17 protein-coding genes and 2 pseudogenes are annotated in these 24,331 nt (G+C 62.1%); 13 read left to right on the top strand and 6 right to left on the bottom strand.

Going from position 1 to position 24,331, the window contains the following annotated elements:
• Nucleotides 1-23: 23 nt before the first annotated feature.
• The 7 genes from tssK to FAZ69_RS27755 all read left to right on the top strand — a co-directional run bounded on the left by tssK (nucleotide 24) and on the right by FAZ69_RS27755 (nucleotide 11,248).
• Nucleotides 24-1,415 (top strand): type VI secretion system baseplate subunit TssK, encoded by a 1,392-nt coding sequence (tssK, locus tag FAZ69_RS27790; RefSeq protein ID WP_169708782.1) that lies wholly within the window; start codon nucleotides 24-26, stop codon nucleotides 1,413-1,415.
• Nucleotides 1,408-2,346, top strand: a complete 939-nt coding sequence (locus FAZ69_RS27785) for a DotU family type IV/VI secretion system protein (RefSeq protein ID WP_169708781.1) — start codon at nucleotides 1,408-1,410, stop codon at nucleotides 2,344-2,346. The genes tssK and FAZ69_RS27785 overlap by 8 nt, the downstream gene beginning before the upstream one ends.
• Nucleotides 2,343-6,239, top strand: a complete 3,897-nt coding sequence (locus FAZ69_RS27780) for a type VI secretion system protein (RefSeq protein ID WP_136898305.1) — start codon at nucleotides 2,343-2,345, stop codon at nucleotides 6,237-6,239. The genes FAZ69_RS27785 and FAZ69_RS27780 overlap by 4 nt, the downstream gene beginning before the upstream one ends.
• On the top strand, nucleotides 6,236-7,333 hold the full coding sequence (tssA, locus tag FAZ69_RS27775) for a type VI secretion system protein TssA (protein WP_136898304.1): 1,098 nt from the start codon (nucleotides 6,236-6,238) through the stop codon (nucleotides 7,331-7,333). The genes FAZ69_RS27780 and tssA overlap by 4 nt, the downstream gene beginning before the upstream one ends.
• 53 nt (nucleotides 7,334-7,386) lie before the next feature.
• Complete coding sequence (locus FAZ69_RS27770; RefSeq protein ID WP_136898303.1) at nucleotides 7,387-8,298, top strand: hypothetical protein; 912 nt, start codon at nucleotides 7,387-7,389, stop codon at nucleotides 8,296-8,298.
• A 289-nt stretch (nucleotides 8,299-8,587) separates the two neighbouring features.
• Entirely contained in the window at nucleotides 8,588-8,797 is a 210-nt protein-coding gene (locus tag FAZ69_RS27760) for a type II toxin-antitoxin system RelE/ParE family toxin (protein WP_240702491.1), read from the top strand.
• A gap of 549 nt (nucleotides 8,798-9,346) precedes the next feature.
• Nucleotides 9,347-11,248, top strand: a complete 1,902-nt coding sequence (locus tag FAZ69_RS27755; protein WP_169708780.1) for an ATP-dependent nuclease — start codon at nucleotides 9,347-9,349, stop codon at nucleotides 11,246-11,248.
• Between the two features lie 200 nt (nucleotides 11,249-11,448).
• Here the strand turns inward: FAZ69_RS27755 and FAZ69_RS27750 are convergent, their stop codons facing one another.
• Together FAZ69_RS27750 and FAZ69_RS27745 are read right to left on the bottom strand one after the other, a co-directional pair.
• Entirely contained in the window at nucleotides 11,449-11,775 is a 327-nt protein-coding gene (locus FAZ69_RS27750; RefSeq protein WP_136898300.1) for a hypothetical protein, read from the bottom strand.
• Between the two features lie 315 nt (nucleotides 11,776-12,090).
• Nucleotides 12,091-14,025 carry an SMP-30/gluconolactonase/LRE family protein gene (locus FAZ69_RS27745; RefSeq protein ID WP_136898299.1) on the bottom strand — a complete coding sequence of 645 codons (1,935 nt, stop codon included), beginning with the start codon at nucleotides 14,023-14,025 and terminating at the stop codon, nucleotides 12,091-12,093.
• A gap of 608 nt (nucleotides 14,026-14,633) precedes the next feature.
• Between FAZ69_RS27745 and FAZ69_RS27740 the strand changes: the two genes are divergently transcribed.
• The 3 genes from FAZ69_RS27740 to FAZ69_RS27730 all read left to right on the top strand — a co-directional run bounded on the left by FAZ69_RS27740 (nucleotide 14,634) and on the right by FAZ69_RS27730 (nucleotide 17,492).
• Complete coding sequence (locus tag FAZ69_RS27740; protein ID WP_136898298.1) at nucleotides 14,634-16,448, top strand: S10 family serine carboxypeptidase-like protein; 1,815 nt, start codon at nucleotides 14,634-14,636, stop codon at nucleotides 16,446-16,448.
• A 77-nt stretch (nucleotides 16,449-16,525) separates the two neighbouring features.
• Nucleotides 16,526-16,921, top strand: coding sequence for a 2-oxoglutarate dehydrogenase (locus tag FAZ69_RS27735; protein ID WP_136898297.1), 396 nt, complete (start codon nucleotides 16,526-16,528; stop codon nucleotides 16,919-16,921).
• A gap of 100 nt (nucleotides 16,922-17,021) precedes the next feature.
• On the top strand, nucleotides 17,022-17,492 hold the full coding sequence (locus FAZ69_RS27730; protein ID WP_136898296.1) for an MEKHLA domain-containing protein: 471 nt from the start codon (nucleotides 17,022-17,024) through the stop codon (nucleotides 17,490-17,492).
• Here FAZ69_RS27730 and FAZ69_RS27725 read toward each other — a convergent pair.
• Nucleotides 17,489-17,629, bottom strand: a pseudogene (locus FAZ69_RS27725) (Rieske (2Fe-2S) protein); the annotation flags it as partial. The gene FAZ69_RS27730 and the pseudogene FAZ69_RS27725 overlap by 4 nt on opposite strands.
• 441 nt (nucleotides 17,630-18,070) lie before the next feature.
• Between FAZ69_RS27725 and nosR the strand changes: the two are divergent.
• The 3 genes from nosR to FAZ69_RS27710 all read left to right on the top strand — a co-directional run bounded on the left by nosR (nucleotide 18,071) and on the right by FAZ69_RS27710 (nucleotide 22,487).
• Nucleotides 18,071-19,426 (top strand): response regulator c-di-GMP phosphodiesterase, NosR family, encoded by a 1,356-nt coding sequence (nosR, locus tag FAZ69_RS27720; RefSeq protein ID WP_136898295.1) that lies wholly within the window; start codon nucleotides 18,071-18,073, stop codon nucleotides 19,424-19,426.
• 257 nt (nucleotides 19,427-19,683) lie between these two features.
• On the top strand, nucleotides 19,684-20,742 hold the full coding sequence (locus FAZ69_RS27715; RefSeq protein WP_439654806.1) for a substrate-binding domain-containing protein: 1,059 nt from the start codon (nucleotides 19,684-19,686) through the stop codon (nucleotides 20,740-20,742).
• A gap of 32 nt (nucleotides 20,743-20,774) precedes the next feature.
• A complete protein-coding gene (locus FAZ69_RS27710; protein WP_136898294.1) occupies nucleotides 20,775-22,487 on the top strand; it encodes an ATP-binding protein in 1,713 nt (570 codons plus the stop codon).
• 151 nt (nucleotides 22,488-22,638) lie between these two features.
• On the opposite strand, the gene FAZ69_RS27705 is transcribed toward FAZ69_RS27710, so the two are convergent.
• The 3 genes and pseudogenes from FAZ69_RS27705 to FAZ69_RS33440 form a co-directional block, all read right to left on the bottom strand.
• On the bottom strand, nucleotides 22,639-23,070 hold the full coding sequence (locus FAZ69_RS27705; RefSeq protein ID WP_136898293.1) for a hypothetical protein: 432 nt from the start codon (nucleotides 23,068-23,070) through the stop codon (nucleotides 22,639-22,641).
• An 8-nt stretch (nucleotides 23,071-23,078) separates the two neighbouring features.
• Entirely contained in the window at nucleotides 23,079-23,267 is a 189-nt protein-coding gene (locus tag FAZ69_RS27700; RefSeq protein WP_136898292.1) for a hypothetical protein, read from the bottom strand.
• Nucleotides 23,264-24,331, bottom strand: a pseudogene (locus FAZ69_RS33440) (hypothetical protein); the annotation flags it as partial. The pseudogene FAZ69_RS33440 and the gene FAZ69_RS27700, both read right to left, overlap by 4 nt.

Genomic DNA, 24,331 nt, shown 5'->3' with positions numbered 1-24,331 from the left:
GACGCGCGGCGGGTGCTGACTTGATGCGCACTCTGTTTCCCGATCCGATCTGCTGGTTCGAAGGCATGCCGCTGCTGCCCCAGCATTTCCAGACTCAGGCGCTGCACGCGGCGGGCCATGCGGCGCTGCTCGCCGGGGCGGCGCGGCCGCAGTACTGGGGCGTGCTCGCGCTCGAGCAGGAAGAAGCCGGGCTCGCGCAAGGGCTCGTGCGCATCACCGCGCTCGACGCGATCCTGTCCGACGGCCTGCCGATCCGCCATACCGCCGACGATCCCGTGCTGGAGCTGAAGATCGACGTGAGCAAGGCGTTCACGTCGCCGGAGGAGGCGGTCACCGTCTATCTGGCCGTGCCGCCGCTCTACCGCGGCGGCCAGCTGGACCAGCGCGGCTCGCGCTACCGGCAGCACCAAAGCGTGGACGTTCCCGACCTGGCGGCCGGTGCGGATCCGGCTTTGATGCCGACCCCGGCCTCGGTGACGACATGGCGGCCGAGGCTGCATTTGATGACCGATCTCGGCAATCAGGAATACAACCGCCTGCCGTTGATGCGCCTGCGGCAGCAAGGCGGTTGCCTGACGCTGACAGAGTATGCCGCGCCCTGTCCGTTCGTCAGTCCCGGTTCGCTGCTCGGCCTGCGCGTGACGGGCATCGCCGATCGCGCGAGAGAGAAGTGCATGTTCCTGGCGGGCCGGCTCGACGCAGCGCGGCGTGCCGGCGAGCTCGACGATGTCGCGCAAGTCGAACGCCAGCTCGCAGCGCTGTGGCTGCGCTTGCCCGAAGCCGAGGCGGCGCTGCAGTCGGGTTCGATCCACCCGCTCGAGCTGTACTGCATTCTCACCGGCATGGCGGGGGCGCTTGCCAGCCTGCGTCCGGAGAGCGGCGTGCCCAGGTTCAAGCCGTTCGTCTATATGGAACTGCTCGCCTCGTTCGACCCGCTGCTGGAGTGGATCGATGAGGCGCTGGCAACGATCCGCCAGGGGTATCGCGTGCGCCAGTTCACGATGGAAGCGGGCAGCTTCTGGATCGCGCAGCCGTTCGACGCCGGCGCGGCGCAACGGGAGCTGGTGATCGGCCTGCGCATGCCGGCCGACGCGGGCGAGCACGACGCCGGCGCGTGGCTGAAGCAAGCCGTGATCGCTTCGCGCCCCCATGTGCCGACACTCGCCCGGCAGCGCATGCGAGGCCTCGCGCACCGCCCGCTGGCCCGCGACGAGCGCGCCCGCTACAGCGCGGGCGAGGATACCGCGATGTTTGCGATCACGCTCGATGACGCCTGGTTCGATCGCACGGAGCCGCTCCACCTCGACGTGCGCGCTGGCGTCCGGAGCGTCGCGCCGTGGGCGGTGCAACTTTTCATGCAGGCCGACGAGGCCGCCGAAGGCGTCGCGGGCGCGCGGCGTGGCAGCCATGAGTGATTACGACGACGGCTTCGACGATGAACGCGGGCCTTTGGCGCGCGCGTTCGCCGCGGCGATCGAGCATGCGATGACGGCGCGCGCCGCGCTCGAGCGCCGCCTGGACGATCCGCTCGAGCCGGCGGCGCAGGCCGACGAGCTCGCCGCGCAATGTTCGGTGGCGGCGCGCCGGCTCGCACGGGATTCGATGGCGTGGACGGGTGCCGCGGGCGAGGCGGACATTACCGCCGCGCAGTACGCGTTCGTCGTGCTGCTCGACGAACTGCTGCTGTTCTCCGAGTGGCCGGGCCGCACCGCGTGGGAAGCGCTGCCGCTGGAAATGCGCGTATTCGGCACGCACGCGGGGGGCGAGCGGCTGCCCGACGCCGTCGAGTCGCTGCTCGCGCAGCGCGACCCGTCGCAGCGCGATCTGGCGAACGTCTATCTCGCGTGCCTGATGCTCGGCTTCAAAGGCCGTCTGCGCGGCGAGGCGGGCGCGCTGCGGCACGACCAGCTGCGTCATGCGCTCTTTGCGTTCGCGATGCAGCGCGACCCCGAGCCCGCACGGCTTGCCGCGCCGCTCGAACGTGTGGCCATCGGGCAAGGCCGCGCGGCGGAGCTCACCCAGATGTTTCCGGACCACACGCGCCTGGCGCTGCTCCTCGGCGTCGGCGTATGCGTGCTGCTAGGCATTTCGCACCTGATCTGGTCCATGACGGCGGCGCAGATCCGGCCTGCCGAGGTGCAGTTCCGGGCGGTCTCCCTGCTCGAAGCGTCGCCGCCGCCGGGCGGAGCGGCGGCATCGGGCGTCGCCGCGCCGTTTCCCGCCGCGCCGGGTAGCGGCGAGGCGCCTCAGCCGTCACGCGATCATGATGCGCCGCCACAAAAGACCGCCACTGTGGCGGACCTCGCCCCGCGCACGGTGGCGCTGTCCGAAGGAGGGCGGCCATGACGCTCGTCGTGATCCTGCTCGTGCTGATCGCGCTGATCCTGCTGGCGCTCGCCGTGTTCGCCGCCGTGCAATGGTGGCGCAGGCGAGAAGAGGGTAAGCCGTTGCGCAGTTTCCGTGCCTCCGTGCGCGCGGCGCATGCCGCGCTGGGCGCGCCCAATCCCTATTCGATTCCGCGCGTTCTCGCGACCGGCGAGCCGGCCGCGCTGGATGCGCTATGCCAGAGCTGGCGGCTGACGCCGGCGGGCGAGCCAGGCTGGTACGGGCGCGTGTGGCACGACGCGGAAGGGCTGCTGATCGCCGAACCGAACGACATGCTGTCGAAGCTGCCCGCCGACCGGCAGCTCGGCGCCTGGCGCAGGCTGCTGCGCGCGCTGCTGCACAACCGCCCCGGCCGTCCGCTCGACGCGATCCTGTGGGTCATTGCCGCCGGCTCGCTCGTCGCGGAGGATGGAGAGCCGCTCGACACGTCGGCGGTAGCGCTCGAATCGTCGCGCAAGCTGATCGCCTTGCAACGGCAATTCGGCCAGATGCTGCCGCTCTATGTCGTGATCAGCGGCTGCGATGCGATCGCGGGCTTCGAGGCGCTCGCGACCGGCCTGCAAGGCGCCGCGGGCAGCGTGCCGCTTGGCTGGGTCTCTCCTTATCCACCGAAGCGTGCCTACGAGGAAACGTGGATCGGGCAAGCGTTTGCCTCGATGCGCAACGGCTTGAGCGAAACCATCGCCGAGCTCGGCACGCTCAACGGGGGTGTCGGCGACGCACTGTTCCTGCTGCCGCAGCGCCTCGACGCCCTGCGCACGCCGTTGCGCGAGCGCATCGATCCCGCGCTGCGCGGCGGCGCGGACGGCACCGCGCCGCTGTGGCGCGGCATCCACTGCGTCGGCTCGGCGCCCGGGCAGTCGCCCGGCGAGGACACGGACGGCGCGCCGCGCTGGCGCACGGGCGCGCCCGCGTTCGCCGCGCGGTTGTGGCACGACGTGGTGCTGCGCGGCCAGGGTCTCGCCTTGCCGATCCCGCGCGTGCTCGCGCTGCGCATGCGGCGGCATCGCGTGACGACGATCCTCGCAGCCGCGCTTGCGGTGTGCTGGTGCCTGGGGATCGGATTCTCATGGTGGCATCTGCGAAACGACGCGCGCGCGCTCGCGAGTGCATACGGGGAGCTCACGCCCGCCCTGACCACCTACCGGGAGTCGGACAAGGGCGATGCGGCCGCAGCGAAACTGCTGGGCGCGGCGGCCGGGCAACTGATGAAGGTGCCGCGCTGGCACGTGACTTCGCCGTTCATGCCGCTTTCCTACCTGACGCTGGCAGGCGAACTTGGCGACGCTCAGCAACACATGCTGAGCAGCGTCATCTTCGCGCCGCTGCGCGACCGGCTCACGCAGCGGCTCGCGGACATGTCGTGCGTGCCCCCCGCGATGCCCGGCGCCGACACCGCCCAGGCGAGCGCGGCGCAGGCTTCGGTCCGGCCGCAGGACTTGCCGGAGTACCTCGCCGGGACACGGCTGGTCGCCGACGCTGCGCAAACCGAGCACCTGATTGCCCGCTACAACGAACTGGTGGAGGTGGGCTCCGGCAATCTCGCCATGCTGGCGCAGCTGATGCATGAAGCGGTCGGCGTCGAGCTCCCGCCCGAGCGCGTCCCGGACCGCGCGGCACTCGACGAGGCCGTGCGCGACACCGCCATCGACGGCGGCACGATTCGGCTCAACAACACCCTGGCCATGGCGGCGAGCCGGCGTGCGAGCCTGTGCTTCGAGCAATTGTTCGATGCCTGGTTCGATCGCGTCTACGCGGATTCGATGCTGACCGCCAATGCGGCGCAGGTTCAGGAAGCGCTGACTCAGTTGCGCTCGCCTGGCGCCACGCCGGCGAATGCCTCGCTGACAGCGCTCGCGAGCGGCATCGACACCTTGGCCGCGCAAATCGACACGGCCGATCACAGCTGGGCGAGCGCGCACGGCAAGACGCTGGTGCCGGGCCTCGACACGATGTTCGAGACGGCCCAGCGTCTGCGCCTGATCGGCGATGCGCCCGTGCAGACCGTGCTCGCGCACGAAACGGCCGCGCAGAACGCATTTTCCGCGCGCTGGCTGGTGAGCGGCAATTTGCCGGGCGTCTTGAGCGCGACGCCCGCCAACGGGCTCCAGCTCGCCGCCGACCTGCCGCCGCTGCGCGAAGCGCTGCGTACGCTGCTCGCGCAGCCGTTCGCCGGCGGCACGGGCAATGCGAATGCGGCCATCCGCAGCGTCGACGCGGCCGGCGTGCAGCGCGCACTGGCGGTGTTGCCGGCCTATCGCCAATATGTGGCCGGGCCGCTCGCGCAGGCGCCCGAAGCCTACCGCGGCGCCTTGCTCGCGGCGGCCGGAAACGATGCGGTGCAAAGCATGGTGGATGCCCTGTCGGCGCCGGCGTCGCCGGCCGCTCAGCGCGATGGCGCATCGGTCGCGGATGCCGCGCTGCAGTTCGACGCGCTGAGAAAGAGCGCGCTGGACCTGATCGCCGCGTTCGATTCGCTGGGCCGCGACGATCTCGCGACGAACGTCGCGCTGCGCGTGAGCGATGCCGCCGTGATCGTCTTGCGCGCGGCCGATGCGCAGTTGCAGACGCTGGCGCCGTTCCGCCCCGCACGCGGCGACTTCTCCGACTGGAACGGCAACCCGGGCGGCGCGCTGCGCGCATTCGGCGCGGCCACGCCGCAAGCGCTGCAAACCTATCTCGCGGCGCAATCGGCGGCCGTGGCCGACGCCGCCGGCAGCGCCGCGGGCGCGCTCGACTGGCTCAATGCGCAACGGCCGCCGCTCGAGCCGGACGACGCGCGGCTCGTGAGCCGGTGGAAGGCATTGTCGACCGACCTCGCGCAGTACCGGGCGAAGAGTCCGGCGAGCGCGATGATCGCGGTGCCCACGCTGATCGCCGAGCAACTCGACAAGCTCGATCTCGACAACTGCCGCGCGACGCTCGATCAAGTCGACGTGCCGGCCACCGGCGACATCGTGGCGAGCGCGGGCGTCCGGCTGGTGTCGTCGGCGCGCGAGCAATGCTTCAGGCTGCAGATGAGCGCCGGCATGGAGGCTTACGAGCAGATCCGGAGCTTCTTCGCGCGCTACCTGGCCGGACGCTTCCCGTTTGCTGCCGACGCGAACGCGCCGGCGGCCGACGTGCGCCAGACCACTGCGTTCGTCGCGATGCTGGACGCCCATCTCGCCGATGCGCAGCGAGGACTCGCCGCGGCCGCCGCGGGCGGGCGAGGGCGGCCGGACGAAGCGCGCTTCGTTGCGCAGCTGGCGGGCGCCAAGCCGTGGCTCGATGCACTGCTCGCGCGCGGCGCGGACGGTACGCTGCAAGGCATGGAGCTCAGCGTCGAATGGCGCGTCGATCGCACCGACGAAGCAGGCGCCGATCAAGTCATCGAATGGAAGCTCGCGAGCGGCGGCGACACGCTCACCTATCCGTCCTCGGGCGAGCCGCCCGTGCGCTGGAAGCCGGGGCTGCCGGTGGCGGTCAGCCTGCGCTGGGCGAAGGACGCGCCGTGGCAGCCCATGTTCGATGCCGCGCAGCCGACGCTCGCGGGCGAGCACAGCGTTGCGACCTGGAGCGCCGCCGATACGTGGGCGCTCCTGCGCATTGCGCGGCTGCACCAGATGCCCGCCGATGCGGGCACGGCGAGCGCGGGGTTGCCGGGGCGCTTGCTTTTCACGGTGCCGGTGCGCGACCGCAACGGCGCGATTCAGACGGCGCGAATGTATATGCGCATCGGCTTCGTGAACGCGGCGAAAGCGCCCCAGGCGATTCCTGAGTTGCCGGCGGCCGCGCCCGGATCGGACGCGCGGGGCACGGCGGCGCTCAGCTACCAATCGGCCGCCGGCCTGGCGCAGGCGGGCCGCGAATGAAGATGCCGGAACTCGAACTCGCCGCGCTGTTGCAGCCATTGCCTGGCGACGAGCCATGCGGGCCGTCGCTGCTGCACGATCCCGTATACGACGCGATTCGAAATGCGCGCCGGGCCGACGATCCGAGCCTGCCTTCCGGCGTTTGGCAGACGGAATTGAAAGTCGCGGACTGGCAGGCGGTGGAGACGCATTGTGTCGACATCCTGAAGAACCGCAGCAAGGACCTGACGATCGCCGCGTGGCTCGGGGAGGCCTGGCTGCAGCACCATGGCTTGGCTGCGCTGCCGCGCTGCTTCGAATTGATCGCCGGATTGTGCGAACGCTTCTGGGACGGCGTGCATCCGCTGCCGCGCGATGGCGACGCGGGATTCCGGGCCGCGCCGCTAGCGTGGCTCATTACCGCTTACGCGGATTTGCTGTCGGTGCGGATCGAACTGTTCGACGGACGCGAGGGCGTGCGCGGCACGCTGGCGCAATGGCAGGGCGCGCAGCGCGCGATGCTCGCCGTGACGTCGCGGCAGAGCGCTCCGGCTGCGCAGAAAGAGGCGGCTGCGAAGACGGTGGCGGTGCTGCAGGAGGCGGCGCGAGCGGCTGCGCCGGAGCGGCTGCGGCATGCGCATGAGTCGCTGTCGACGGCGCGTTTGTTGATCGAGTTGCTGGATGCGTGGTGTACGCCGCGCCTTGGCGCCGAAGCGCCGAGCTTTGCGCCGCTGCTCGAAACGATGAGTCAAGCAGGGCTTGTCTTGATGGAGTGTCTTGCCATGCATCCGAATTCAGAGCCGCCGCAGGTTGTGCCCGCGGGAGATAGCGAGAGGGCGGCCGTTGCGGCTGCGCCGGCGCAGGCGGGCGCGGCAGGGGGAACGCCGGGCACGCCGCAAAGCCGTGAAGATGCGTACCGGCAATTGGCGCTCATCGCTGATTATTTGATGCGCTACGAGCCGCATAGCCCGGTGCCTTACATGATTCAGCGGGCGCTGGAGTGGGGCAGCAAGCCGCTGCCGCTGCTGCTGCGCGAGTTGATGTCGGAGGAAGCGGGCGGGGAGAAGCTGTGGACTGCCCTGGGGTTGCTGCCGGGGGCGGAGAAGACGAAATGACGCGGGAGGTGGGTCCGAATCCCGGAATCGGAACTCGATGAGGAAATTTCGCCATGCCGCTGAAGATTGCGGGAAAGGAAGTGGTCGGGACCGTGGTCGACGACACGACGCAGATCCAAAGCGATTCCGTATGGAGTGCCGTCCGCCTTTTGCTTGAAGCGAAAGGAATTGTATCGGCCGCGCAGCTGCAGACCGCGCGCGTTGAATATTCGAGGCAGCTCGGCGGTACTAAGGCATACGAATCGAATGAGCAGTTCGCAGACACGCTTTATGAATACGTCAAGGCCCGAGACACGGGCGTGCTCGGGCTCAATCCCAACGACCAGCATTTCCTCAATGCCTTTCCTGAACTACAGGAGGGGAAGGCAAATCTTGCTGTGGCCACCACCCAGGGCGCTCACAAGAACGTCTACTATTTTCAGCAGCACAACAATGTGTACCTGTCCGAAGCCAAGCCGGGCGGGGACGCCAGGGAGTTTGAGCAGCAGGTCAAGACGATGGGCAGCCTGAGGGCGGAGGGCTTCAGCACGTTGCAGACCACGGACGTTTTCGATACGCCATGGGGGACGCGCGCCTTTCTTTCGCTGAAGGAGCAAGCGGCCCCGGTCCGGATTCTCGGCGGCGTCGTTTTGAACAGCCAATCCAAGACCAAGTCTGATTCGCAGGTCATCACGAAATTGCGTCAGCGCGTCTCGGATGCTCCCCTGGCGTATGGCACAGCCCTTGCCGACCTCAAGCGGCTTCGCGCCTTCGTCGATAAAGACCGCCCGCGAAGGCTGAGCCTGCTCTATGACCTGCAATGCCTCATGGCCCACGACGGTCGGCTGATCTTCCATGACCCGAGCCCCTTCGACAAAACTCTTCCCATTCACCAACAGAATAAGTTGGGCGACAAACAGTTCAAACAGCTCGATTGGCTGATTCACGTCTTGAAGACGATCGAATCGCCGGGGGTAGGGAAGTAAAGCGGCACCTGAAGTCGGCGGTATCGTGGAGTCCAACATCAGGTGGAGATTCGTTATGCCATACGCTCGTCTGGCTTGTGGCGGGCGTCACTGACATGCGCTGCGGGTTCATGGCTGCCCGTCATTCCGGACGATCGGTCGATGAGTACGTCGCTGCTGTGTTTGCGGACGCGTTGTCGGTCGAGATCGATCGTGCGCGGATGGATTCCTACCTGTCGGGTACGTCTGGGGTGTCGCATGAGCGTGCTCGGGCTTGGTTGGGCGATTTGGCGTTAGGTAAGCGCAGCGGATGTCCTCGCTGATTTGGCACCCGGACGCGCTGGATGACGTCGCGCGTCTTTATGATTTTCTTTTCCCACACAGTCCTGAGGCTGCACGACGTGCGGCGTCAGTGATTCTCGAAGCCGCCGATCTTATTGCGGAGAACCTGGGATCGGCGCTCCTCATATGGAGTTCCGCGAGTGGCCCGCGAAGTTTGGCCGTAGCGCCTACGTTCTAGATACCGGAGATGTGCTCGTTACACGCGTATGGCATACGCGCGAACTGCGAAGCGTTGAGTAGTTCAGTGAAGAAAGCCGCCTTTAGGCGGTTTTTGGGGGTTCATCGCGGATTAGCCGGGGGTAACTGGCGAAGATGTCCAGGCTCGACGCTCTCCCCCCAATAATGGCGGTTACCGCTTCGCGGTCGACAATAATCGTTCAGCCTGGATCTCCTGAGAGAGTACATCTCGATGTGGCTGGTCGGCCGCGAAAGCGACGTATAGCCTCGGCGGTTCAATACCTGCTCAAAATTTGTTCAATTGCACTTTGGGTTTGCTTCCAAGGCAAGACCAGGGAAAAGAGGCCTTGTCAAGTTTTAATTCGTGAAGATTTTACTCGAAATATCGAATTCGGGTGTTCGTCTCACGCACAATGATTTGATCGATCGACAATTGGCGCCACAAGCGAGGCATTGCGTAGGCCCTTCGGTTGCGTCAGAATCGAGAGTAGATACTGACGTTGAGGTCAAGTCAAGAAATTTTCTCTTCGATATTTGCTGCGAGGGCAACGTGAAGATTGAATATTTTGAAATAAAAAATTTCAAAGGAATTAAAGAGGCGCGAATCGACTTAACCACTGGAGCGCCCGGCAATATTATTACACTCGTCGGCTTGAATGAGAGTGGAAAGACAACCATTCTTGAGGCACTTTCATTATTTGGCACCGAAGACGAGGAGGCGGCAAATCTAGTAGGTACGGTTCGTCAAAGATCCGCATACGGAGATCTGATACCGAAACAGAAAAAAGCGGCCTTTACAGGCGCTATAGCCATATCAGCGAAAGTCGTGTTGGATGATATGGATATAAAGGCTGTGGAAAACGCTTATCGGGAGCGCAATTTTAAGCTTGACATTGATCATATGCAAAAATCCATTCTTATCGAAAGAAGCTATAACTTCAAGGACAGCACATTTGATCAGACAATTACCCGATGGGGCATTACTTTTAAAATCAGATCCGACAAAACTGGAAAGACTAAAGAGTATCGAGGCTCACCGAACTCCCCTGTTAGAGATAAAGCGAATTGGTTAATTGGCGTTGACGTGCTTCGCGCGCGTTTGCCGAAAACAGTATACTTCCCAACGTTTTTGTTTGATTTTCCGAACCGAATTTATCTTGAGGATAATGGTGATGAGATTAACAACTACTACCGAAAAATTCTACAAGATGTACTAGATGCCCAAGGGGAAGGAATCAGCATTGAGACACACGTTGTCGATCGAATCAAGCGACGTCAAGGAAGGCATGGTCCGGATGTAAATTTCTTGTCCCATCTTTGGGGGAGCGACGAAAAGAAGCAGATCGATGCTGTTCTCCAAAAGGCCTCAAGCGAGATGAGTAAAGTAATTTTCGGGTCTTGGAATGAGATCTTCGGAAGACAGGTGACGGGCAAAAGGGTGCACATAGATTGGTTACTCGATCCCGATAACAATAACATTCCATACGTAGAAGTATCTATTGTCGATGGGCAGTCTACGTATAGCCTATCAGAGCGATCACTTGGATTTCGCTGGTTTTTTTCGTTTTTACTTTTTACTCAATTTCGAGTAAACAGAAAGAGTGAAGCTGGGACGATATTTCTTCTCGACGAGCCTGCTTCGAACCTTCACTCTCGAGCCCAAATAAAGCTTCTCGATAGCTTTTCTAAAATAGCAAATCGATTTGCATATATTGTTTACTCAACTCATTCGCATTATATGATAAACCCCACCTGGCTTGAGAAGGCGTATATCGTAAAGAATGCTGCCGCAGATTATGACGCCGAGGAGGCTCTTGATTTTTATACGGTCAGGGAGACTGACATCAAGGCTGTGAAGTATAAAACGTTTGTCGGCTCATACCCGCATTTGGTGACCTATTTTCAGCCGGTTTTGGATGCGCTCGATGTATCCTTTAGTCCGTTGGTGCAAACAAAAAATGCGTTAGTGGTTGAGGGGAAATTTGATTACCACCCTCTCACATATTTCCTTAAAAAACTATGCAAGAGCTGGGGAGGGTTCAGCGTATTTCCAGCAACAGGGTCTGGTGCGATTACACCTTTAATTAGTTTGTTCAGAGGGTGGGGTATTGATTTTCGGATCATCTTGGATGGAGATGATGCGGGGAAGAAAGAAAAGACACGATACCTTGAGCAAGGTCTAATCTCCGCCGATCATGTGAAGACACTAGATGAGTTTGGTGAAAATTTTAAAGGAAAGGCACTGGAGGCCGCATATAAGGATGATGTTTGCAATACGGTAATGAGTAAATTTAATACAAAAAAACCAAAGAAGGATCACTTTTCTCTTTTCTTCCAAGAACTCATTGCATCAGGGCAGTCTGTGGACTTTAAAGAAACCGAAGAAATTTTAAATCCACTTGTCGCGTGGCTTGAGTCGCAGTTTAAAAAAGAAGGGTCCCAAAATACGTAATTAATTTTGGCGATGGGCGATAGGAAATAGGGCAAGAAAAACGCGTCGCTGAGTATGTCACGGAGATACAGCGCAAAGGACCGACGGGCGGTTTTATCCGGTGGGACGTGCGAGAGGTCGTTGAAAAGACCTGCGTTCCTCGCTCGTCGGTTTAGAAAGCCGCCTGCGGGCGGCTTTTTGCGAGTATGGTCGTTCGTCGCTCAGGCAATGTCTAGGCGGAGCTGACAAACGAAGTGCGGTTCGTTTGCGGCTGGTCGACGCTGGACGATGGGCTGAGGCTCGCGTTGGATGGCCTGTACGCCCATTTGGTCCAGAGTTAGCTCGTGCTCAAGGTGACGTAGGCGCAGCACGGCGACTGCCCAAGGCGGGATGACGGCTTTTCCGGCCATCCATGCCTTCACCGTGCGCTCGTGGCGCTGGAGGATGCGGGTTAGATACTTCATTGGCATGCCGCTCGCGTAGTACAGGAACTCGCTCGGCGATGCGGCGTTGTGTTTGGTGAGGAATGGTCGCTGTCGTTTTGTCATGGGTGGCCTCCAGTTGGCCTCCGTAAGTGGTCGCTTAAAAGGAAAAACCGCTTTTGGGAGCTGCTTTTCGGCTGATTTTTGGCGTGAGCATTTGACTTTCAATTATCTTACCGCATGACTAAACGATTGATAAATTACGTTATGTCAAATTAAATGGGCACGTTACGCCGTGTGCTGCACGCAGCCCAGACATGGAACGCATACGGCAATCAGTACCGGCCAGCCGTCTATCTGCTCGGCCAGAAGGACAACCTCGTATCTAGCCACTTCGGCGCATCAGCGGCCTCGCAACCCATTGGGGCGCATAACGCACGATCAGGGCGTCCAGCGATAAACGGTGATGCTGTTGCCCTTGACGTTGTTCTTCGTGACCACGTATTCGCCCGTCGATCGAAGGTATGCCCTGATGCCGTACATCGAATCCATGGCGCTGCTGGCGTCCACGGCGCCGCTATTGGTGTTGACCAGCGTGGCGTCGAGGTTGCCGGTGGAGAGATTGAAGGCGTCGATGTCCGGCCTGGCTGTCCCGCTGCTGCTGAACCAGTAGCTGACGAAGAGATGGTTGCCGGCTGCGTCGATCGACTTGGCGCCGGCGGTGGTGAGCTTGATCCCCGGATTGGGTGCGGTGGTATTGCCCGCGCTCCAGCCGTGATACACCTCGATCCGCGTGCCGATCGACGTCCAGTCGGCACTTCCGACGATGCCCTGCGCGAGAATCATCGTGTCGCTGTCCGCGAGGTAGACGATGCGCGTCAGCGGCTGGATGCTCGCAGGAATGCGGATGGGGATACCGGGTCCCCATGTTGGCTTGCCGCTGGCGTCGAAGCCGGTCAGCGGGTAGCGGTAGATGTACCCGGTCTTGTCCAGACCCGCCCACACGCTACCCTTGCCGTCGATGCAGAATCCGCTCGTGACCCGCCGGGTCGTATTGAACGCGGCGCCTGGAATCGATGCATCCGGAATGGCGATGTAGCCGTTCGCCGCGTTGAAATGGAAAAAGTAGAAGATCGGCGGGTTCTGGCCTGACGCCACGAAGATCCGGTTCGCGCCGACGGTGACGAGTTGCCCGAAATGCTCGTCGCGCTGGGTATCGTTCACGTCGATGCGCGGATCCGACGGGTAGGTGAACGGATCGACGGTGTTCGCGACGAAGGTGCCTCCAGCGCTGCCGGTGTAGATGTTGGTGCCGCCATAGAACAAGGCGCCATCCGTGGCCGGGTCCGGGGCCGCGATGCCCTCGAAGTTGAGCGACTGAAGCGTCCACTGCTGGTTGCCGGCACTGTCATACGCGTGAATGTCGGTGCCGCCGTTGCGGCCGAGGTCCCAGCCGCCGCCCCACGGGTTGTTGAGCACATAGAGGTTGCCGGCGGTGTCTTTGCCGATGCCGGTGACGCGGGTGAAGCGCTTCGCGCCCACCTGCCCTTTGATTCCCGTCGTGGTGTCGAGATAACCGCCCTGAACGCCGAATGTACCGGTCAGCGTCGGCCTGCCCGAGAGGCTGTAGCGCTTGATGTTCATGTCGGGGCCCTCGTCCCCGACCATGAGCGGCCCCGATGACGCATCGAAATACAGCGCCGACGGCTGCGACCCGCTGGGCATCTGAATGGTGTTCAGCAGGGCACCGGCCGGACTGAACTCGACGATCGTGCCGGCCCTCTTCTGTGCGACCCAGACGTTGCCTGCGCCATCCAGGGCGAGCGCGCCCGGGCTCGAGACGTCGATGTCCCGCTGCCAGACACCGCCGGTGGTGTAGATCCGGACGCGATTGCCATAGAAGTCGCTCGCATAGAGGAGCGAGCCCGCCGTGGCGAGTCCGGTGATGACGTCGACCAGAGGCTCGTTGTTCCACGCACTGACCTGAATGAAAAGATCGCGCGTCCTGGTGATGCGGTTGTATCGTCCCACCGCGCCGCTTCCGGACGACTTGTTGTACTGCAGCGCCGCGAAAATCGACGTGGCATTACCTGTGATGGCGCCGCCCTGAAACTCGTTGTGAATGCCGATGGAGCCGGCGCTGCGGCCGTTCTGGTAGATCGCGACGCCGCCCTCGTACTCGTCCCAGTTGGAGGCCGTATAGATGACGCCTTCGGGCGCGACCCACATGGACCGCGCGGTGTTGCCCACGTGGGCGGCGAGAGTGCCATAGGTGTTCGCCAGCCAGTCGGTGGTGTTGTGCGCCTGACAGGCCGGCGCACATGTGGCGATCGCTGCGGCGAGAAGTGCAGCATGAATTCGTTTTTTTCCCACCATGACTGATGCTCTCCTGAATGTAGCAATCGTTCACGTGAATAGTCGGCCAGCCAGATTACTTGATATCCGTGATCGTTGACATCTTCCTTGAAACCATCTGGCGCAGCCTGCATTACGCCAAGCCTACAGTCGATAAATTGCAGGACGAGAATGACTTCTTTAACTCGAAACGAATAGCGGGCAATTCTCACCTCCTATTTTTATCGATCAAGCGAATAAGAAGATGAACCTGTCTTTGCAAATTTGTTTCTCAATGTAACGGGGCTTGCACGCCCTGTTCCTCAAAGAGCGCGGCAACCTGGCGCTAGGCGCCTTCGTTCGCCGTCGGCAAAACGGAACCTCTCCGCGCTTCAATCCGAATTGCATAAAAAACACGACTTGACAAAGTCCCATGGTGGATTCTATTTTTCCTCTGCCTCCATTTATTACCAATTCTTTCATCCAAAGCAAAGAGGATGGAAACAGCACAATTTACTCATTCATTTCTGCCTCATGTAATTAGTTCTCTTTAGCACATTTCATTTTGTAATCCGTATTCGGGCTGTTGAACCAAGCAAGTCGAACGTCCACCGTCGTGTAGCGGTATCTCACCCATCACAGAGACACAAATGAAACCAGACCGTAGCTCTAACGGCAGCCGCCGCAGGCATTCCGTCCGGCTGACCGCCACAGGCGCATTGATCGTCGGCATGCTGATTCTCGCGGGATGCGGCGGAGGCGACGGCGGCTCCTCGTCGCCGGCGACGAGTGCGCTAAGTCAAGTCAGTGCGAAGGCACAGGCCGACGCCCAATCGCAAGCGGCCAACCAGCCGTATGTCGACCTCGTCGCCTATTCGCCGAATGCGACCGACGGACTGTCGCCATCGCAAGTCGCCGAGAAGGCGGCGGTCATGCACTACCAGTGGACCTCGGGCAATAAGACCGTCAATTACACGACGACAGCCGGCCACCTGACGGCATCGGATGCCAAGGGCAATCCGGAGGCGACGATGTCGTACGTGGCCTACACGGCGCCGAGCACGAACGGCGCGCCGCGCCCCGTCACGTTCTTCTATAACGGCGGTCCGGGCTCGTCGTCGATCTGGCTGCGTCTCGGCTCATTCGCGCCGACGCGCGTCGCGACGCCCGATCCGCTGCTCACCAACTGGCCGAACTATCCGGTCGTCAACAACGAGCAGAGCCTGATCGACACCACCGACATGGTGTTCATCGATCCGCCGGGCACCGGGCTTTCGGAAGCGATCCTGCCGAACACGAACCAGACTTTCTGGGGCTGCGATCCGGACGTCGACGTCATGCGCGATTTCATCACGCGCTACCTGACGGCCAACAATCGCAGCGGCTCGCCGATCTATCTTTACGGCGAGTCGTACGGCACGCCGCGCACCGACATGCTCGCGCTCGCGCTCGAATCGGCCGGCGTGCATCTGACGGGCATCGTGCTGCAGTCGTCGATCCTGAACTACTTCGCCGACGCAATCGAGGCCACCGCGATCACCAGTTCGACGGCGGGCCTGCAGCTCGATACCGATACGCTCGCGGGCTATTTCCCCGGCTACGCTGAGGTGGCGGCGTACTACAACCAGGTTTCCCCGGCGCCGCTCGATCAGGGCCTCTACGCGCTGCAAATGCAGTACTTCGTCACGGACAACTACCGTCAGTTCCGGAGGTACGCGCAGTCGTGGACACTGAGCCAGCTCGGCATTCCCGACGCGCTCGGCACGCCGGTATTCCCGAGCCAGCAAACGCTGGCGGCGTGGCAATGGCCATCGAGCCTGACGCTGCAGGCGCTGCAGGGCTACTTCAACGTCAACCCGTTCAACACGACGCTGCTGCCGGGCACCACGATCGGCCGCTACGACGGACGCGTGTCGCTGCCCAATTCGGACCCGCGCCTCGTGAACGATTCGGACCCGTCGGACATCCTGATCTCGCAGCCGTTCACGACCGCGCTGCAGACGCAGTTGCCGAACTACCTCGGCTATACGGCGCCGAATGCGACCTTCATGCCGCTGAACGACAACATCATCCAGGTCTGGAATTTCTCGCACGACGGCCAGCCCCTGCCGGACACGCTGCCTGACCTGCTCGGCGCCCTCACGCTGAACCCGCAGCTCAAGGTGCTAGCCGAGAACGGCTTCCACGATCTCGCCACGCCCTTCTTCAACACGGAGAAACAGCTCGCGCGCCTGCAAACGGTGCCCGGCCTGACCCCGAACCTGCAGGTCAACTTCTTCCAGGGCGGACACATGACGTACCTCGACGACGTGGCGCGGCCGCAGATGAAGCGCGACCTCGTGAGCTACTACCGCGGCTATCCGATTCCGCTTGCGCTTACGCTGTGGACGCTGCCCGCGCCGTGGCCGGACGAAAGCCCTGCCGGCACGCCGACGGCCATCGCTCAATCGGCGGCGGCGCAGTAACCTTGAAGGAATGGGTCCCCGCCCTTCCGGGGACCTCCCGCTTATTCATCGTTCTTATTCATCTTTGGCGAGTGATCATGTCTCCAATCGATATGCTGCGGCGCGTTCTGCCGCTGATCGTTCTCGGTGCCGTGGCCGGCAGCGCGCAGGCGTCGGCGACCACCCAGGCCGTGGCGCCCGTTACGCTTCCGAAGGGCGGGCACGGCGTGGACGGGCCGTTTTTCCCGGCCAACCGCCCGGCGCCCGTGGCGCCCTCCACCGGCACGCAATTGCAGCAGCAGGCTCAGCAGCGGCTCGAAGCGCGGCTCGGCGCGAATACGGTGCTGAGCAACGGTGCGTCGATTACCAAGGCGCAGGCGCAAAGCAGCGGCTTGGGTTTCATCGCGAAGCACTTCGATGAGATCGATACGGCGCACTCGGGGCGCGTGTCGATCGACAACGTGCGGCAGTATCTGCAGCAACAGCATCAATGAGACTTGGTGTTGTCGACCCGCGCGGCGTCGCGCCGCGCGGGATAATAGGGGTCCTTTCTCCCGTTCCATTCGACCGGACACAGTATCAAAGGACCCGTACATGGATTTCCGAAACGACATCGATTTCTTCAAGCTGCTGACCGGCAGCTACGCCAGACTGCTCGGCGAGCCCCTGGTTCCCCCGCTCGAGCGAACCGAAGATGCGATGCATTGGCTGTATGACGAGGCGCCGTATGGGCTGCTTGCGCACAACACGGCGGAAGATCCGGTGTTCGTCTATGGAAACCGGCGCGCGCAGTCGCTGTTCGGCTACGGCTGGGATGAACTCACTGCCCTTCCGTCCCGTCTTTCAGCCGAAGCGCCGGAACGGCACGAACGGCAAGCGTTTCTGGACCAGGTTACCCGTCATGGCTTCGTGACCGGATATCGAGGCGTGCGGATCTCGAAGCATGGACGGCGCTTCTGGATTGAACGCGCCACGGTCTGGCAGCTGATCGACGAGCACGGCGTCTTGCATGGTCAAGCCGCGATGATTCCGCAAACGGCGGACTTGCCCGATCAGCCGCGCTAGCGCCCCAAGACGACCCACCCCGCGGCATCGACCTCGACAGCCAGCCCGTCGAGCGCAGCGCCCGTGCACAGGCCTTCGATGCAACGGCCGTCCTCGAAGCGAAACAGCGCGCTGTGGTGCGCGCACATGAGAACCTGTTACGGGATAACGGCCGAATACGTCATTCGCGAAACGCGAACAATGGGGTTCGTTTAGACGGGACGACGGCGGGACAAGGCCGGAAAGCCGGCCCCCCATGCGTTCAAAGCGCGGTGTTTGCCCACCTGGGACAAGCCCGGGTAGACGCGAACGCGCGTGATGCACCAGCGATGCGCTGTCATCTCAAACAACCGTTCAATAGCTTCGAATATCCGAATTGGCTATTTGAAAACGTGCAACAAAAAACGCCAACACTGAGATATTAGCGATCAATAGGCCATCAATTATTTTTTTGTTATTCGCAAAGCCGCGCAAAGTACAATTAGTAATGAATTCATGAAATAACTAATTCCGTGGAAAACCCGACTATCGGAAATTTCCCGTGCAGCCGTTAATGAGTGAAGGCCATTCTCCACAAAGCCCAACGACAGGAGCTTGCGATGAACAATCCGGGGGAAAGGAATATTGCCGCCGACGCTGTCGACAGCGGCAATACCGCAGCGCCGGAGCAATCGGCCGCCATTCTCATTGTCGACGACGAGCCCGGTGTTCTGTCCGCGCTCAAACGCTTGCTTCACCGCACGTCATATCGCGTCTTTACAGCCGAAAGCGGCGCGGCCGGTTTGGATATCCTGGCGCAGCAGCCGATCGACGTGGTCATCTCCGATATGCGCATGCCTCATATGAGCGGCGCCGAATTCCTGACGAAGGTGCATGCGGACTACCCTCAAACGGCCCGCATCATCCTGACCGGCTATTCGGACATCGACTCCGTCGTGAGCGCGATCAACGAAGGCGGCGTGCATCACTACCTGCAAAAGCCGTGGCACGACCAGGAGTTGCTGCTCACCTTGCGCCGCGCTCTCGAGCAGCAGGAGCTGCGCCGCGAGACCGCTCGCCTGCTCGAGTTGACTCGCGTCCAGAACGAGCAATTGAAGGCTTTCAATACCACGCTCGAAGCCGAAGTGCTGGCTCGAACCGGAGAAATCAAGCAGACCGTGCTGTTTCTCGAACGCGCAGAATTCGACCTCAAGAGCAGCTTTACAGCCATGCTGAAGGTCTGCGCGAACATGATCGAAATGCGCTGCGGCGCACTGGGCGGGCAGTCCGCGCGAGTCGCCGAGCTCGCCAAGCAGCTCGCCCTCGATGCCGGCATGAGCGAGTTCGAGGCCCAGGAGTTGTTTTTTGCGGGGCTGCTCCTCGGGATCGGCAAGCTCGCGCTGCCCGACGCCTTGCTGCAAAAGTCGATTGACCAGTTCACGCCGGCCGAAGCGCAGCTCTACTACCAGCACCCCCTGCACGCGGAAATGACGCTGATGCCGGTGGCCAATCTGCAGCACGCCGGCGGGCTGATCCGGCTGCAATACGAGCGATACGATGGGCGCGGCACGCCCGATGGATTGAACGGCGAAGCGATTCCGCTCGGCGCGCGCGTTCTCGCGATCGTCCGCGATTTCGAGGACTTGCATTCCGGCGCGCTGCTCGGACGCCACTTGATCGACACGCAGATCCTGAAGATCCTGCAAAGCCAGGCGGGCATCCGCTACGACCCGGTCCTCGTGAGCCTGTTCATCAAGCGCCTGAGCGCGGCCCAACCCTCGATCGAGCACATTTGCATCGACACGGCGAAGCTGAAGACGGGCATGAAGCTCGCCGACGATTTGCGCACGCCGCGCGGCATGCTGCTGCTAACACGCGACAGCGTGCTCGAAGCCCACCACATCGCGCAAATACGGCGCTTCGAGCAGTCCGAAGGCACGCGCTTCTCGGTCACCGTCGTCGAGGACCGCGCTTGAAGTGAGGGTTTTCGCTAGCGCACCGGAGGTCAAGCCCCTTTTCAAATCGGCCGTAAACACAAGGGAGACACCACCCGCGGCCGCTCGCCCCTGACGTATTGCTGGAGACACCAAAGATCTCAGTTCGTCGCGGATGGTCTGGAGACGTTCCGGAGATTTACATGCTTTCAAACTACAAACGGTTGTTTCTTGCGTTGACCCTGTCCATGACGGCGATGCTGCCCGGATATGCACAAGTGCCATCCGTCACGCCCGCGATGGCCTCGAACCAGACCGCGCCGGCGCAGCCGCCGAGCGCCGCCGACATGCGCTCGATCGTCGTGAAAGCCAGCGAGCACAGCTTGCGCTGGAGCGGCCCGCAATCCGGCCCGCCGGCATACCCGAAAGCCACGATCGCCATCCTCAGCGAGGACCTGCGCAACGGCGGCGTTCTCGGCGTCGCGCAAGGCATTCAGGAAGCCGCGCGCGTAATCGGCTGGAAGACGCGGATCTTCGACTCAGGCGGAACGGCAGCCGGCCGGCACGACGCCGTGCACTCCGCGCTCGCGATAAAGCCCGACGGGGTCATCATCCTCGGCGCCGACGCGGAGGAACTGCGAGCCCCGCTCAAGCCGTTCGCCGACGCGGCCATCCCAATCGTCGGATGGCATGTCGGGCCCAACGCCGGCCCGATGCACGGCGGGCCGGTTGCGGTAAACGTTTCGACCGATACGCTCGAAGTCGCGCGTGTGACGGCAATGGCCGCCGTTACGGAATCGGGCGGACGGGCCAACGTGGTGGTGTTCACCGACAACCACTACGAGATCGCCAAAGCCAAGGCAAACGCGATGGCCGAGGTGATCCGCGCTTGCAAAAGCTGCCGATTGCTCGAAGTGCGGGACGTGTCGCTTTCCAACAGCCCTGCCCTGATGCCGGCCGTGACCAAGGATCTGCTCGCCAAGTACGGCAAGGACTGGAACTACGCGCTGGCGATCAACGACATTTACTTCGATTACGCCGCGCCGGAGTTGACCAAGACGGGACGCGCGAGCGGCAGCATCAGCATGCTCTCCGCCGGCGACGGCAGCGCGGCGGCCTTCCTGCGCATCCGCGCCCGCACGTTCCAGACCGGCACGGTTGCCGAGCCGCTCAACATGCAGGGCTGGCAGCTGATCGACGAGTTGAACCGCCTGCTGTCCCATCAACCCGTGACCGGCTATATCGCCCCCGTGCATCTCGTGACCACGGAAAACATCGCATTCGACGGCGGCCTGCGCGGACAGTTCGACCCGGACAACGGCTACAGGAACATCTATCGGAGCATATGGAGACGCTAGCGCGTTGGCGGTTCGCCCGTCGACATACGCACATGAGACACCGGTTTCTACCGCGCTCCTTGCGCCTGCAAATCCTCATTGCGGCGCTCGTGCTGTCCCTCCTGATCGTGGTGGGCGGATTGACCGCGCTTTACTCCTTGCGCACCGCCACCAGCGCGACACGCGCGCTGGCCAAGGACCAGCTGGTGACAATGCAGCACGCGCAGGAGCTCGTGCAGCAGACCCTGCTCATCGAGCGCGAATCGGCTCAGCTCGCCGACGCCGCTTCGCTCGATGCGATGCGCAAGAGCTATGCGGGCATCGTCCGGCGCCTGGAACGCTTCGATGCGCTGTCCGACCTGCTGGCAACCACCAACAACGATCTGGCCATCCTCGACCTGCGCCAGTCGAGCCAGCTGTTCCGCAATACGGCGAACATCGTTGCGCAATTGCGCGAGAGCCAACTGCAAGCGCTCGGCAAACGGGTAGCGCTCCCCTCCGCCGACGACGCCGCGACCGACGAGCCCGCTCCTGGCGTGGAGGATTCGACGCGGCGGCTGCGCGACGAAATGCGTCAAGAGGCCAGTGCGATGGCGGCGGCCGCTCAAGCGAGGTCCGATCAATACACCCAAGAGTTTCAGGTGGCCGTAGAGGGATTGGCGGAGACCTCGGAGCGCAATCAGCGCTGGCTCGCGTCGCTGCTTGCGCTGAGCCTCCTGTTTGCGTGGCTTTTCACTCGAGTATTCCTGGGCGATCACGTGCTGAACCGACTGCAGCAGGTGAGTCTCAGCTTGCGGACCAGCGACGGCGGCGAGACGCATGCGCTCGCGCTCGATCACGGCGACGACGAGATCGACGAGATGGCGAAGGCCGTCGAGAACTTCCAGAAGGATCGCCGGCAGCTTGCGTTGACGAACGCCGAACTGCACGTGGAGAAGCTGCGCCAGGAGAAGCTGATCAACGAACTCGCGCAGGTCCATAGCCAATTGCTGCAATCGGAAAAGATGGCTTCCATCGGGCAATTGGCGGCAGGCGTGGCCCACGAAATCAACAACCCGGTCGGCTTCGTGAATGCCAACCTCGGCACGCTCAAGCAGTACGTCGGCGATCTGCTCAAGGCGCTGGCCGCCTATGAGGCGAGCGAAGACGAGATGACGCCCGACACCCGTGCGGCGATGGCGAAACTGAAGCAGGAGATCGACCTAGCCTATCTGCGCGAAGACGTCGGCGCCCTGCTTGCGGAATCGACGGACGGCTTGCAAAGAGTGCGCGACATCGTTCAAGGCCTGAAGGATTTTTCGCATGTCGACCGGATGGAGAAACAGGTGGCGTGCCTTCAGACCAATCTCGAGAGCACGGTCAAGATTGCCTGGAACGAGATCAAATACAAGGCCGAGCTGGTGCGGGATTACCGTCCGATTCCCGAGATCGAATGCATTCCGTCGCAGCTCAATCAGGTTTTCATGAATCTGCTTGTCAATGCGGCTCAGTCCATCGAAGGGCATGGGAGCATCACGCTGCGCACGGGCCAGGATCCGGGGCACGTATGGGTGGAGATCGAAGATACGGGTAAAGGGATCAGCCCCGAGTATCTGGGGCGTATCTTCGATCCGTTTTTTACGACCAAGCCGGTTGGGGTCGGGACTGGGCTCGGGTTGTCGATTTCATATGGCATCGTGAAGCAGCATGGCGGACGGATCGATGTTGAGAGCGAGCTGGGTAAGGGGTCGCGGTTTAGAGTGGTGTTGCCGGTGGAGGCGGCGTAGGCGTGTTGCGGGTCCCGTCGCCAGAACTGGTGGACGCTTTACAGCTGCTGTGCCGGTATTCGCTTGAGCCAACCAGCCTCCACAATTCCCGGGGCGGGTCACGTTGCCACCACTGTTTAGTATCGCTGTATCAGGCACATAGCCTGATTAACTATTCGGTAGCGCTACGCTCATAGAGACTCGTTAGCTCAGTAATAAAGCGTGAATCGGGGCCAAGCGCGAGCGCGTCCCACGTGCGCATATTTGCGCCTTCAAGCATTGCGTTGAGCATTTCTGTCCCGTTGAAGTACAAAACGTCCCAGACAATATCGGCTGGTAGACCGTTCTCCATATCCCCTTGCGTCAAGATAACTTTGAGTGCCTGCACATCGCGGTGTTGCGAAATCTCAGGTCTGTGCGTAGCTTCAATAAGTCCACACCTCAAATTTATGCAAAGGAAGTCTAGTACAGCCTGCTTCCACACCTCAGGATTTGCCCCATACTGCCCCCCCCAAAAATTGGGGAGCGCAGCATTCGGCGTGAAATCATCCAGACCAGCAACAATAAGCTGCTGTTGATAATCATTGGCTGGGAACGAGAACATTCCGTCTCTCACTTGCTGGGAAATTTGAACTTAGCCACATTGCCATTGTTGATACTTCTAACCACTGCGCTGTTGATTTCAACGGTCGCCGTGGTTGTTGCCGTTGCCGACGAAGCCTGTCCCGCAGGCCGATAGGTAATAGCCGTTCCGTCAGGCATGATAGCCACCCAACTTCCTTCACCCGTAATGTTGTTCACGACCTTGACCGGCGTCTGGCCGTTGAACGCTGCCCTTGCAAATTGCTCTGCTGTGGCACTGGGGTTGCTGGTCGGCTCCATCGGGATTGGCGTACCCGTCCCACCAATGCCGACAGGTAACTTTCCATCGCCACCCAGATCGAAGGCGGAACTTTAGTGCCTCCAAGATCGGCTTTTCCCGACTGGGTTGTTGAATTGTTGGCGTTCGACGAATCAGCACCACCGTCCCCGCTATTCAGCGTCGCATTATCCGGCACATAGCCCGGAGTACCCAGCGAGGCCTCAACTGCCTGTCGCGCCGCCGAGTTTATCACCGCCATTCCCGGGCTCGCGGTCGGCCCATCACCTCCCAGGTCAAGGCCCGCGCTTAATCCGTTATTGATACCCTGAGCCACCTGGAACCAGTGCGGCGCATTGATGATGGCCTTTGCGCCAGCTTGCACCATACCAACGAACTGCTGTTCATAGATCCCCACCTGATTGCGCAGCACGGGGCTGCCCGGCAGCAACGCAAGCACCGCATCCAACACCTGACTTCCCGTCCCCCCGGTCCCATCCCCGTTGCCTGAACTGCGGTTATACAAATCCGCATTCGCCGCCGCGAACGCCCCCGCACTGCCCCCCACCAATGCGCCGCCCGCCGTCGCCAGCACGTTCGATACGACATTACCCAGCGTCATCGAGCCCGTCGCATCGCCGATCTTGTCCGCCAGGCCGTTCAGCTTGCCCGCGAACGCCGCAGCCAAGCCCGCCCCCGCCGCTCCCTGTGCGGCAGCGCCGAGGCTCCCCCCGCCGAGCCCGGCGATGAGCGCCCCACCCACAACGTGTAGCGCGACCCGGTTCGACCCGCCCTCGGCCCACGAATCGGCTTCGGCCTGATACTGCGCCGCTGCGGTCGTATCGCCCGCCTTCGCCGCTGCATTCGCCTCATCCTGCGCTTCCTTCTGCTTTGCATCGGCATAAGCACCGATACTTTGCGCCACGACTTGCCCCGCTGCTGACGCTGCGTTCATCAAGTCCGACTGCTGCGACAGCAGGTTTTGCACATCCGGCGTCTTGGAGAC

The sequence above is a fragment of the Trinickia terrae genome, from assembly GCF_005144415.1.
In the GTDB taxonomy this organism is placed as follows: domain Bacteria; phylum Pseudomonadota; class Gammaproteobacteria; order Burkholderiales; family Burkholderiaceae; genus Trinickia_A; species Trinickia_A terrae.
The sequence above is the reverse complement of the archived record's forward strand: the minus strand, read 5'-3'. Positions and strand labels throughout refer to the sequence as shown.

Excerpts from the sequence above, each read along its gene's own strand:
- FAZ69_RS27780 (WP_136898305.1), top strand. The coding sequence starts at position 2,343 with ATGACGCTCGTCGTGATCCTGCTCGTGCTGATCGCGCTGATCCTGCTG.
- nosR (WP_136898295.1), top strand. The coding sequence starts at position 18,071 with ATGAACAATCCGGGGGAAAGGAATATTGCCGCCGACGCTGTCGACAGC.
- FAZ69_RS27770 (WP_136898303.1), top strand. The coding sequence starts at position 7,387 with ATGCCGCTGAAGATTGCGGGAAAGGAAGTGGTCGGGACCGTGGTCGAC.
- FAZ69_RS27705 (WP_136898293.1), bottom strand. The coding sequence starts at position 23,070 with ATGTTCTCGTTCCCAGCCAATGATTATCAACAGCAGCTTATTGTTGCT.
- tssK (WP_169708782.1), top strand. The coding sequence starts at position 24 with ATGCGCACTCTGTTTCCCGATCCGATCTGCTGGTTCGAAGGCATGCCG.
- FAZ69_RS27715 (WP_439654806.1), top strand. The coding sequence starts at position 19,684 with ATGGCCTCGAACCAGACCGCGCCGGCGCAGCCGCCGAGCGCCGCCGAC.
- FAZ69_RS27785 (WP_169708781.1), top strand. The coding sequence starts at position 1,408 with ATGAGTGATTACGACGACGGCTTCGACGATGAACGCGGGCCTTTGGCG.
- FAZ69_RS27745 (WP_136898299.1), bottom strand. The coding sequence starts at position 14,025 with ATGGTGGGAAAAAAACGAATTCATGCTGCACTTCTCGCCGCAGCGATC.
- tssA (WP_136898304.1), top strand. The coding sequence starts at position 6,236 with ATGAAGATGCCGGAACTCGAACTCGCCGCGCTGTTGCAGCCATTGCCT.
- FAZ69_RS27750 (WP_136898300.1), bottom strand. The coding sequence starts at position 11,775 with ATGACAAAACGACAGCGACCATTCCTCACCAAACACAACGCCGCATCG.
- FAZ69_RS27760 (WP_240702491.1), top strand. The coding sequence starts at position 8,588 with ATGTCCTCGCTGATTTGGCACCCGGACGCGCTGGATGACGTCGCGCGT.
- FAZ69_RS27740 (WP_136898298.1), top strand. The coding sequence starts at position 14,634 with ATGAAACCAGACCGTAGCTCTAACGGCAGCCGCCGCAGGCATTCCGTC.
- FAZ69_RS27730 (WP_136898296.1), top strand. The coding sequence starts at position 17,022 with ATGGATTTCCGAAACGACATCGATTTCTTCAAGCTGCTGACCGGCAGC.
- FAZ69_RS27710 (WP_136898294.1), top strand. The coding sequence starts at position 20,775 with ATGAGACACCGGTTTCTACCGCGCTCCTTGCGCCTGCAAATCCTCATT.
- FAZ69_RS27735 (WP_136898297.1), top strand. The coding sequence starts at position 16,526 with ATGTCTCCAATCGATATGCTGCGGCGCGTTCTGCCGCTGATCGTTCTC.